Here is an 11,876-nt window from a genome sequence, read left to right as displayed (position 1 = left end):
GAAATGAAATTTAATACTAAGACTATCCATGCCGGTCAACAACCGGAAGAAACCTCCGGAGCCGTTATGCCTCCGATCTTTCAAACTTCAACTTATGCACAGGAAGCCCCTAATGTTAATAAGGGTTATGACTATGCCCGGGTCGGCAATCCCACCCGTACCGCTCTCGAAAGAATGATTGCCGGACTTGAGGGAGCGGATCAATGTGCTTGTTTTGCCAGTGGCTGTGCTGCCATGGATGCTGTTTTAAAAATGTTTCGTCCGGGAGATCATATAATTGCTTCGAATGATCTATACGGGGGCAGCTATCGATTATTTACCGAAGTATTTGAACCCATGGGGGTTGACTTCAGCTTTATTGATATGACCGATATGGAGGAAGTCAAAAAAGCCCACACAGATCAGACAAAGCTACTCTGGATTGAAACGCCAACCAATCCCCTGCTTCGCATAGTAGATATTGAATTACTTGCTGATTTCGCTCGAAATAATGATATCCTTTCATTGGTTGACAATACATTTGCTTCTCCCTATTTGCAACGCCCCCTTGAGTTAGGCGCAGATATTACTTTGCATTCTACTACAAAGTATTTGGGAGGCCACTCGGATGTCATAGGTGGTGCTGTGGCTACCTCCAACAACGAAGTCATGGAACAACTCCGCTTCCAGGTTAAAACAACGGGGGCAGTTCCCGGTCCCATGGATTGTTACTTGACTTTGCGGGGCATTAAAACGCTTTCGGTACGTGTTCAACAATCTGTTGAAAATGCCAAAAAAGTGGCTCGATTTTTAGAAGATCATCCCCAGACCGGAAACGTTATATATCCGGGATTAGAGAGTCATGCCCAGCACGAAATCGCTGCGAAACAGATGGATGATTTCGGAGCCATGGTTTCCTTTTCCCTGAAAGATGATTCTCAGGAAAAAGCCAAAGAATTTATGAGCAGAACCTCTATTTTTACATTGGCAGAAAGTCTGGGTGGCGTAGAATCTTTAGTAAGCCATCCTGCATCTATGACGCATGGATCAATTCCCAGAAAAGTTAGATTAGAAGCAGGACTCGAGGACTCTCTTATCCGTCTTTCTGTAGGTATTGAAGATGCTGAAGATCTGATTGAAGATCTGCAGCAGGCCTTCGAATAGGTTAGTCTTTTATCTAAATAATTTTTTAAAGAAAATACAGTTATGGAGAATGTAGTTATAGTAGAAGCCAAACGGACCCCAATAGGATCTTTCGGTGGCAACCTGTCCTCTTTCTCCGCACCGGAACTCGGAGCAACTGCCATTCGGGAAGTCATTAAGCAATCGGGGATTAGACCGGATGATGTACAAGAAGTAGTATTCGGTAATGTACTGACTGCCGGCATCGGACAGGCACCTGCCCGGCAAGCGGCACTTAAAGCCGGACTTTCTGAACTTACTCCTGCTACTACTGTAAATAAAGTCTGTGCCTCAGGCATGAAGGCAGCGATGATAGCGGCCAATCAGATTCAACTTGGTGAAGCAGACATAATCGTAGCCGGCGGTATGGAAAGCATGAGTAATGTGCCCTACTACCTGCATGAACACCGGTTTGGGTCTAAACTTGGTCATACACAGACAGAAGATGGTATTCTCAAAGATGGACTTTGGGACGTGTATAATGATTTCCATATGGGAAATGCCGCAGAGATATGTGCCGAAGAGTGTAATATAAATCGTGAGCAGCAGGATGAATTTGCCATCAGTTCCTATAAACGGGCCATTCAGGCTCATGAAGAAGGAGCTTTTGCAAATGAAATCATTGAAATGAAAGTCAGCGACCGTAAAGGCAATGTTGAAAAAATAACAATGGATCAGGAGCTGGAGCGTGTTAATTTTGATAAAATTCCTGACTTACGTCCTGTATTTGATAAAAAAGGCACGGTTACTGCTGCAAATGCCAGTAGCATCAATGACGGAGCCGCTGCCCTCCTGCTGATGAGGGAATCCAAAGCTAAAGAGCTGGGATTAAATCCATTAGCCCGGATTATTAGTCAGGCAAGTGCGGCAAAAAAGCCCGAATGGTTTACTACGGCTCCATCTGATGCAATGCCCAAAGCCATAAAACGTGCTAAGTTAAATAAAAGCGACATCGATCTATTTGAGATTAATGAAGCATTTTCCGTTGTTTCACTGGCAAATAATAAAATTATGGAACTTAATCCCGAGAAAGTGAATATACATGGAGGGGCTGTAAGTATTGGCCACCCTATCGGATGCTCCGGGGCTCGAATTTTAGTTACTTTAATTTATGCTTTAAAGAAAACAGGAGGTAAATTAGGCTGTGCAGGCATCTGCAATGGTGGCGGCGGAGCTTCTGCTATGGTTATTGAGATGACAGGCTAATCAGCTGAACTTCCGTTAATTTTATTTCTGTATTCAAAGGGAATTAACCCTCGACCCTATTAATTCAAATAAAGTCCTGAAACATTAAAATATTACAATCATTTTTTTGCATAAAAGCTGGTAAATAACCACCTTTTAAGGTAAGCAGGTTTATCATCGGCTACTTATTATATTCTACTTATGAAAAAGACCATATTTACTACATTTGCTTTACTATTAACTTTAGCAGGTGTATCGCACGCCCAAGTAGGCATTACTTCTGTACCCTTTCTCCAGATTGAACCTGATTCACGGGCAGCCGGAATGGGTAACACGGGAGTTGCTATTGCTGATAATGCCTCTGCCGTTTTTTGGAATCCAGCCGGACTCGCTTTTCAACGTGGGAATCAAGTCAGTATAACACACAGTGAATGGCTCCCCCAATTTAATGCTGATCTGTTTTACGACTACCTTGTTGGAAAATATGAAGTTGAGGATATTGGTACTTTTGGAGCTCATATAACTTATCTGAATTTAGGAGAACAGCAACGAACCTCTTTGCAGGATCCCACAGGAGAAGGGTTGGGACGCTTCAATAGCTACGAGTTTGCCGGTGGAGTTTCTTACGGTTATCAAATTGATTCAAATTGGTCAGTGGGAACGGGACTCCGATTCATTCACAGTAGTTTAGCTGACGTAGAACTGGAAGGTGGCGAAAAGGTTGAACCCGGTTCCAGTGTGGGGTTTGATCTGGCCGGAATGTACCGGTCTGATGCTTTTGAACTTCTCAGTGGTCGTGAAGCTTCCGTAAATGCTGGGATTAACATTTCCAATATCGGTCCGGGAGTCAGTTATACCAGCAATGCTGAAAAAGATCCCCTCCCTACCATGTTTAGAATTGGCTGGGCTATTGAAACCGAACTGGATCGCAAGGGAATTAACACCCTGATGATTTCCAATGACATTTCCAAGGTTATGGCTCGCGAGGGTGAAGGTTCCTTAAGTGCCCTGTTTTCTTCTTGGGGAAGCTATGAACGCAATATTGGTGGCGGGAGAACAGCAAACCTGAATACTTTTCAGCAGCTGATGTTTGCTACCGGCTTTGAATATTGGTATGATCAGCTCTTTGCCGTACGAGGAGGATATTACCATGAAGATCCGAATAATGGGGACCGACAGTTCATGACTTTAGGAGCAGGGCTCCGTTATGATTTTGTTGGAGTGGACTTTAGTTATATCTATACATTGGGTGATGAAAATCATCCATTAGCTAATACAACCCGTTTTGGACTTTTATTCAACTTCTAAGCTTTTCCTTTCTGATAAACCCGATAAAATCCGGCACAATCATCTAATAAATGTGCTATCACTTTTCGTAAGCTAATCAGATAAAATTTAGTTCCTTGAATTTCGTTGTTAGTATAACACTAAAAACAATTCCACATTAAGCATTGAGGGATGAATAAACAGTCAATCAAAAAAATTCTTACCAATAGAAAACTCCATATGGGACTTGGAGCTATCGTCGTTGCTGGTATCCTTTTTTTATTTCTTCTGGATACTGTATTTATGCCAGCCTACACAAACTACAATGAAGGAATCACCGTCCCAAATGTGTCTCAAGTTTCTCTGATTGAAGCAGAAAAAGTATTGAAGGATTATGGACTAAGGGTAGAAATAGCCGAACGAAGATCCAACGAAGCCTATCCCGCGGATTATGTAATTGATCAAACACCGGCTGCAGCTAAAATTGTCAAGCCCGATCGAAAAATCTACCTAACGGTTAACTCTGAATCTAACCCAACCGCTCAAATCCCTAATGTTGTTGATCTTTCTCTAAGAAATGCTCGGATACAACTCCAAAACAGTGGATTAACGGTAGGTTCCATCAGCTATGAACCTTCGCGATTTGAAGATGTGGTTTTACGACAATCAATATCACCTGAGACTGTTGTTCCAAAAGGAACTACCATCGATTTGACAGTGAGTGACGGACTTGGAGGAAAAACCGTAACTATGCCCGATATCACAGGACTATCTTTATCCGAAGCCCAACAAAAATTACAGGAAAAAGGCTTACGTGTTGATGAGATTGAATTTGAACCTACAAGAAATTCCGCTCCAAATATTGTGCTTGACTACTCTCCCAAAAAAAATCAGCTTGTTGAAGGAGAAACACTAAAGCTCATTGTATCTGAACATGAGGATGTAGTTGAAGAATCGGAGTCGGGGGCTATTGTAGACACTTCCAACATTGACAATTAAATTTAGAAGATAATTGATATCCCATTTTATGGAACATAAGCCTCCCATCTTAGCCCCTTCCATTCTGGCAGCTGATTATACTCAATTAGGTGCAGAAATTGAACAGTGCAATGATGCGGGAATTCAGTGGATCCACTGCGATATTATGGACGGACACTTCGTGCCAAACATTAGCTACGGTCCAACGGTTGTTCAGGCAGCCAGAAATAGCACGGAAGCTTTTTTAGACGTACATCTCATGATTGAAAATCCTGATCAGTATATTCAGGCGTTTGTAGATGCAGGGGCTGACCAAATCACTGTTCACCAAGAAGCCTGCAAACATCTGCACAGAACCATACAGGCTATTCATAGTCACGGCTTATCAGCTGGAGTAGCAGTCAATCCGGCAACCTCTCTAACAGCCATTGAACCTATACTCGGTGATGTTGAGTTGGTGTTGGTCATGAGTGTAAATCCAGGATTTGGGGGACAATCTTTTATTCCCAATACGCATGAACGATTGCAAAAGGTTCGACAAATGCGACAGAAATCGGGATACAATTTTTTAATTGAAGTAGATGGAGGGGTTAAGCCAAATAATATCAGAGATATTGCTCATTCAGGTGCTGATATACTGGTAGCAGGCAGCGCGGTCTTTAAAGCTCCAGACATCCCCCAACGCATTGAGCAACTACAGAAAGAAGCACAAATAGGCAAAGGAACCATAGTATAACTTATCATCTTTCCTTTACAAATATTTCATACAACTTCCTTATCTTTACTGTTAAGCTATAAATAAATGAGGAACGGATTATCGCAAAACAATCAACAGTTAGCGAAAAGAACTATCAAATTACAGAGGTAGAGCCCGTATTAGTTCTGGGATTTCAAGATGAACACCTGAGTAAACTGGACAAAGCCTATCCCAAAACCAAGCTAACAGCCCGTGGCAGCCAGATTAAAATGTCTGGTCCGGAAAAGGACAGTGATGAACTTGTTGAAATATTTTCAGAGCTGGAATCCATGGCCCAGAAGAATGGGAATCTCACCGCACAGGACGTAGATACTGTACTGGCACTCAAACAAAGTGGCGGAGACGCTAAAAAGCCAAACCCCCTGCGCGATACCAATATATCGGGCGATTTCATCCTTCATACCCATACCGGAGATGCCATAACGGCAAAGACCCCAGGACAAAAACGGATTGTCAAAGCTTCTGCTACCAATGACATTGTGTTTACCATCGGTCCCGCCGGAACGGGTAAAACCTATACATCGGTAGCACTGGCGGTTAAAGCATTAAAAGAGCGCAAGGTTAAAAAAATTATTTTAGCACGTCCCGCAGTGGAGGCTGGTGAAACACTTGGATTCCTGCCAGGTGATCTTCGGGAAAAAATTGATCCCTATCTGCGTCCCCTTTATGATGCACTGGAGGATATGATTGAATACGATCGTCTGGAACTTCATCTTACTAAAAACACTATTGAAATCGCACCTCTGGCCTATATGCGGGGCCGTACACTCAATAATGCTTTTGTAATACTCGATGAGGCCCAAAATGCCACGAACATGCAAATGAAAATGTTCTTAACGCGTATCGGCTTTAACAGTCGAGCAATCATTACCGGGGATATTACGCAAACCGACCTGCCCCGGAAACAACAATCAGGACTTATTTCTATCCAAAATATCCTACAAGATATTGAAGGAATCTCGTTTGTGTACTTGGATGAAGAGGATGTCGTACGACATCGCCTGGTACGCGAAATAATAGAAGCCTACGACCGGCATGAGAGTAAAAACCAGAAATAATTCATATTCGAAGTAATATTAAGCGGGTTCCCTCTCCTATCTTTTAATTTATATATTTTGACTTAATCATTCATGAATACCAAAGTAACCTCCGCAAGCTCCTTGTATGAAGGCACGTTTAGTGTTGGACTCGACAAGAAATTTAATCGAATTGACCGTAATGCCTCTCCAGCTAAAGGAGCCCTTAAAATTTCCCTGAATCCTTTCTTAATCCAAACGAACGAAAAAAATATTCTATTTGATGTGGGAATCGGTGATTTTGGGGAAGATACAAGCACCGAAACCATTAAAAAAAATCTTGAAGAGCACGAACTATCAGAATACGATATTACCGATATCTTTCTCAGTCATCTTCACTTCGATCATATTGGTGGATTAGCCGGACGTTCTTCCGGCTTCTGGGAACTCACTTTTCCCGATGCTAATGTTTGGGTCTCCCAAAAAGGCTGGGGCCAAGTGATTAATCAAGAGGAATACTACGACGAAGAAAAAACAAAATTTGCTCATTTCCTGGATGCCAAAGCTAATTTGAACTTTCTTAATGAGGAAGAGCAACCATATCCTGAGATTACCGTTCGAACAATCGGTGGACATACGGAATTTTCGCAGCTACTGCTGTTTAATGACGGAAATCAAAAATACTTAATGGCCGGTGACGTACTTGCAACCCGCGGAGAAGTGAACCGTAAATTTGCTGCCAAATATGATTATGACGGCGAACGAAGCATGGAAATCCGTGAAAAACTGACCCAGAAAGCATATAAGGAGAATTATACCATTATGGGCTATCACGATTCACATCATCCCCTTTTTAATCTGACGGAGTACGACGAGCAACGGGGATACAAAATTGAAGCAATATAAATGATATGGAGTTACCGGATTTTACCGATGAAATAATCCATTATTTAAAACAAAAAGAGCTCCCTTCCAATATTGAAGCAGCGGTTATTTTAGGCTCTGGACTAGGTACGTTTACGGACCACATAGAAAATCCATTTTTAGTTTCTTATGAGGATATTCCTAGCATGCCTGTCTCTTCAGTAGAAGGACATGACGGAAAGCTGATCATTGGGAAAATTAATGATCATCCGATTATCGCTTTTTCCGGCCGGTTCCACCACTATGAAGGCTTTTCTTTTGAGCAAACCGCCACCCCTGTTTATATATCGAAGGCTCTGGACGTAAATAAACTAATTATTTCCAATGCTGCTGGCGCTATTAATACCTCCTTTTCTGTGGGCGATCTCATGGTAATTGAAGATGTAATTCGCAACAACTTATCGATCGCTCCCCGGGGACGTAAACAACATCGGTACCTGCACCATCAATATGTGAATAGAATACGTAAAATAGCTTCCGATTTGGGATTGATTACCCAGCAAGGCACCTATATGTATGTTACCGGTCCAAATTACGAGACTAAGGCCGAAATTCGGGCTTTCAGAACCATGGGCGCTGATGCCGTGGGAATGTCCACCACAACCGAACTTTTCGAAGCCGCACGATTAGAGCTTAAATCTGCAGCCATTTCGCTGATTACGAATATGTCTACAGGCGTTACTGGCGACAAACTCGATCATAAAGAGGTTAAGGCAACCGCAGATGCGCGAAAGGAAGATTTTGCCAGGGTGGTTAAAGCACTCATCCAAAAGTTCTAATAGTACGGAACCCAATTTCAATTACAGCAATTGCTTTTGATTGCCGTACCTTTTCAAATACTGCTTCAGTTTTACCTTTTTCCGGGTGCTTTTACTGGTCATATAGCGCACTTTTCCGTAAATAGGACGCTCCTGCCATGCTCGATCAAAACGGCCAAAAATCCAAAAAATACCCGAATAGCTATTGGGATCACGACCGTCAAGCGCATACCGATTATTCAACTCGATCAAATAAGCCAAGGCTGATTCGGGATTAGGCGTCCATTCAAGCACTTTTTTACCCCAAAGCATACGCAGGTAATTATGCATCACTCCCTCCTCACGCAACTGGGTTTGGGCCGCATTCCATACCTCATCATGGGTTTGAGATTGCGCAAATTCCTCCAGTGTATAAAGGTATTCCCGAGGATCGTCTTTATGCTTTTGAAGCGTCTCCAAAGCCCAATCCGGGAGTGACTCGTAGTGGTCGTAGTTTTCCTCATGGTGTGCGAAATGAAATCCAACCTCCCGCCATGTTATCACCTCATCCAGAAAACTGTTAATATTTGGGTCTCCATTAAAAAAGCCTCCTGTAGAACCGTTGTTAAAGGTGATATTATCCAAACTCCACCCTTTCGGCTGATGATCCAGCACAGCATCCACAATTTCATATTCAGAAATCTTTCCATAGTGCAGCCAGGGGCTCAATCCACTGGTTGTATTTTCATCGGGATCGTTCCTTTTCTCGTCATATTTTGGAAGTCCATACTGGATAAATTGTCCAAGCTTGCCCAACGCTGCCTGACGAGTACCCTTTAACTCAGTTTTCATCACCTTATGATTTATCGGAAGGTTACAGATAAATGAATCGCGATTCTTCAAATGTTTTTCTGCCTGAGAATACTTTTCTAATAAATCATCTCTGAATGTTATTTTCTCCTGATTCTCCAGCTGCCGTAATGGATTCTTTTGAGGAGGATGGGTATAGCAGTCGATAAAATTTTGCTGCATTATTTTTCGAAAAAAGTAGGCGTTATAGGGCGCTTTTTCAGTCAGTCCCAAAGGAATCAATCCATTCGAATCAACGGTAATATACGGGATATTAAGCTCTTGGCTAATTTTCCTGTTGCGATCTCTAATAATGAATACAGGATATTCATCAGTAATAACTGTACAGGCATTCTCGGCCAAGGAGTACACAAGTTCATTACCGGCCCCCGACTCCTCTTCCAGGTAGGCATAATAATTTAACTGATGCTCCCGGGTATAATCCAAGTTCTCTTGCATCCCTTCCATAATAAAATGATGAAAACGCTCCGAAGCCCACGGAGAATCACAACGAAGTTCTTCATAAATTAGCAGCGGCTTATCCAGTTTATTAGCCCAACCCACGGCATACTCCAGCGCATAATTATACTGGAACCGCCTATTGGCCTGCATCCAATACAAGACATAGCCATTCTCAGGATTCGGAGAGCGATCATTCCGAAAAAAAACCCGCTTACTATTAATATTAATGTTATTCATTTAATGTTTTTCATAAGGATAATTTAACCTGATCAGTCCGACAGCAACAACAGCATTGAATATAGTTACATTCCCGAACTTTCTTAACCTTTCCAGGTGCCACGCTTGCAAATATTCCAATAATTTCCTATTAATTAAGTGTATTAACAACACTTAGCATTCAATAAAAATTAGGGATGGAATCACAAAAAAGGATTCATAAGGTATTCCTTTTTATTCTTCTGACATTATGCATCGTTCCAGCAACAACCGCACAGTCAAACGATGTGCGAGTTCATGATCCGGTTATGATTGAGCATGAGGGAACCTTTTATCTATTTAGCACCGGACGGGGTGTATCAGTTCGCTCCTCTCCCGATATGCAGGATAGGACACGGGAGGATCCGGTCTTTGAAAAAGCCCCGGAATGGACCTCAGAGGTAGTTCCCGATTTTCGAAATCACATCTGGGCACCGGATATCGCCGAACACGAGGGTACCTTTTATTTGTATTATTCGGTCTCACAATTTGGACGCAATAATTCTGCTATCGGAGTGGCAACGAATGAAACCCTTAACCCCGATGATCCCGATTTTGAATGGATTGATCACGGACCTGTCGTTCAATCCGTACCCGGACGTGATATGTGGAATGCTATCGATCCGAACCTGACTTTTGATGATGAAGGCACGCCTTGGCTATCATTTGGCTCCTATTGGTTGGGATTAAAAATTGTCAAACTTCAGAAGAATCTAACCGAGGTTGCTACCTCTCCTCAATCTTGGAGAACCATTGCATCACGGCACCGCTATTGGAAGTTAGATGAACGAACCGCCGGAAATAGTTCCAGTGGGGATATAGAAGCCCCTTTCGTTTTCAAGAAAAACGGGTATTATTATCTATTTGCTTCCTGGGACCGGTGCTGTGCTGATGAAGAAAGTACCTATAAAATTGTGGTTGGCCGATCTAAAAATATCACAGGTCCCTACCTGGATAAAGCTGATCAAAAAATGATTCATGGTGGGGGTTCTCTGGTGGCCAAAGGTAAGGGAAAATGGGCAGCGGTAGGACATAACGCTGCCTATACTTTTGATAATGCCGATTACCTGGTATTTCACGGATACGATAAAACTGATGACGGTGATTCAAAGCTTATCATCAGAGAAATAACCTGGGAAGACGGATGGCCCACGATAACTCTATAAAATTAATTTCAACTAATCCACTATATGATATGAAATCTTTGTATACCACAATGATGCTTTGTGCATTTCTCATTGTAGGGTTGCTGTCATCGACAGTACAGGCCCAAATTGGACACGATCGAATTCCAATTCATGATCCAGTCATGGTTGAGCATGAGGGTACTTATTACGCCTTTGCCACTGGCGAAGGCATTGCGGTATGGTCTTCCCCCGATATGAAAAGCTGGAGTCCTGAAGAGCAGGTATTCGACTCTCCCCCGGAATGGAGTCTTGAACTGGTTCCCGACTTCAACAACGTAATGTGGGCACCGGATATCGCAGAACAGGATGGTACCTTTTACTTGTATTACTCGGTTTCGCAATTCGGTCGCAATAATTCTGCTATCGGGGTCGTGACGAACGAAACTCTCAATCCCGATGACCCAAATTTTGAATGGACTGATCACGGTATTCTTGTACAATCCGTGCCCGGCCGTGATATGTGGAATGCTATTGATCCGAACCTCGCTTTCGATGATAATGGAACCCCCTGGCTGTCATTTGGTTCTTTTTGGATGGGATTAAAAATCGTAAAACTGAAAGATAATCTGACTGAAATTGTTAAAGCTCCCCAAGATCGGGAATGGCACACTATCGCTGCCCGCCACCGCCATTGGAAAGTGGATGAGCGAGATGCAGGTGACGCAGCCAACCCCGAACTTAACTACGAAGAGCTATATTCCGATGATTTACTCGAAGCCAATCGAAATATGGAAAACGGTGCCGTTGAAGCTCCTTTCATTTTTAAAAAGAACGACTACTACTACTTGTTTGTGTCGATGGACCGATGCTGCCGCGGACTGGAAAGCTCCTATAAAATTAAGGTGGGACGTTCTAAAGATATTACCGGACCCTTTCTCGATAAGTCCGGTCAAAAAATGATTCACGGCGGCGGTACCCTTATTGCCAAAGAAAATGAGGATTGGGCGGCAGTTGGCCACCAGGCAGCTTATACTTTTGATGGAACCGATTATTTAATTTTCCACGGCTATGATAAATCTGATGAAGGCAAAGCTAAACTGATTATTAGGGAAATTAAATGGGAAAAAAACTGGCCAAGCATTACTCTGTAATGCTACTA

The 11,876-nt window shown here is 42.7% G+C and carries 11 protein-coding genes; 10 read left to right on the top strand and 1 reads right to left on the bottom strand.

What is annotated here, in order from left to right:
• Positions 1-3: 3 nt before the first annotated feature.
• The 8 genes from ABEB05_RS00405 (at position 4) to ABEB05_RS00370 (ending at position 8,066) form a co-directional block, all read left to right on the top strand.
• Positions 4-1,143, top strand: a complete 1,140-nt coding sequence (locus ABEB05_RS00405) for a cystathionine gamma-synthase (RefSeq protein ID WP_265786488.1) — start codon at positions 4-6, stop codon at positions 1,141-1,143.
• 42 nt (positions 1,144-1,185) lie between these two features.
• Positions 1,186-2,367, top strand: coding sequence for an acetyl-CoA C-acyltransferase (locus ABEB05_RS00400; RefSeq protein ID WP_265786486.1), 1,182 nt, complete (start codon positions 1,186-1,188; stop codon positions 2,365-2,367).
• 180 nt (positions 2,368-2,547) lie between these two features.
• Positions 2,548-3,654, top strand: coding sequence for a type IX secretion system outer membrane channel protein PorV (porV, locus tag ABEB05_RS00395; protein WP_265786485.1), 1,107 nt, complete (start codon positions 2,548-2,550; stop codon positions 3,652-3,654).
• 150 nt (positions 3,655-3,804) lie between these two features.
• Entirely contained in the window at positions 3,805-4,611 is an 807-nt protein-coding gene (locus ABEB05_RS00390; RefSeq protein ID WP_265786484.1) for a PASTA domain-containing protein, read from the top strand.
• A 28-nt stretch (positions 4,612-4,639) separates the two neighbouring features.
• Positions 4,640-5,326 carry a ribulose-phosphate 3-epimerase gene (gene rpe, locus ABEB05_RS00385; protein WP_265786483.1) on the top strand — a complete coding sequence of 229 codons (687 nt, stop codon included), beginning with the start codon at positions 4,640-4,642 and terminating at the stop codon, positions 5,324-5,326.
• Positions 5,327-5,556: 230 nt separating this feature from the next.
• A complete protein-coding gene (locus tag ABEB05_RS00380) occupies positions 5,557-6,405 on the top strand; it encodes a PhoH family protein (RefSeq protein WP_265786481.1) in 849 nt (282 codons plus the stop codon).
• Between the two features lie 72 nt (positions 6,406-6,477).
• A complete protein-coding gene (locus ABEB05_RS00375; RefSeq protein WP_265786479.1) occupies positions 6,478-7,269 on the top strand; it encodes an MBL fold metallo-hydrolase in 792 nt (263 codons plus the stop codon).
• A 5-nt stretch (positions 7,270-7,274) separates the two neighbouring features.
• The gene (locus tag ABEB05_RS00370; RefSeq protein ID WP_265786477.1) at positions 7,275-8,066 is read left to right on the top strand and encodes a purine-nucleoside phosphorylase; all 792 of its coding nucleotides are present in this window, start codon (positions 7,275-7,277) and stop codon (positions 8,064-8,066) included.
• A gap of 21 nt (positions 8,067-8,087) precedes the next feature.
• On the opposite strand, the gene ABEB05_RS00365 is transcribed toward ABEB05_RS00370, so the two are convergent.
• The gene (locus ABEB05_RS00365) at positions 8,088-9,572 is read right to left on the bottom strand and encodes a hypothetical protein (RefSeq protein WP_265786475.1); all 1,485 of its coding nucleotides are present in this window, start codon (positions 9,570-9,572) and stop codon (positions 8,088-8,090) included.
• Positions 9,573-9,748: 176 nt separating this feature from the next.
• Here ABEB05_RS00365 and ABEB05_RS00360 point away from each other — a divergent pair, with 176 nt between their 5' ends.
• Together ABEB05_RS00360 and ABEB05_RS00355 are read left to right on the top strand one after the other, a co-directional pair.
• Positions 9,749-10,756 carry an arabinan endo-1,5-alpha-L-arabinosidase gene (locus ABEB05_RS00360; RefSeq protein ID WP_265786473.1) on the top strand — a complete coding sequence of 336 codons (1,008 nt, stop codon included), beginning with the start codon at positions 9,749-9,751 and terminating at the stop codon, positions 10,754-10,756.
• 29 nt (positions 10,757-10,785) lie between these two features.
• Positions 10,786-11,868 (top strand): arabinan endo-1,5-alpha-L-arabinosidase, encoded by a 1,083-nt coding sequence (locus ABEB05_RS00355; RefSeq protein WP_265786471.1) that lies wholly within the window; start codon positions 10,786-10,788, stop codon positions 11,866-11,868.
• The last annotated feature ends 8 nt before the right edge of the window (positions 11,869-11,876 follow it).

Origin of the sequence: Fodinibius salicampi (assembly GCF_039545095.1) — a bacterium.
Classification (GTDB): Bacteria; Bacteroidota; Rhodothermia; order Balneolales; family Balneolaceae; genus Fodinibius; species Fodinibius salicampi.
Note: the sequence above shows the minus strand (reverse complement) of the source record. Positions and strands in the feature narration are given on the sequence as shown.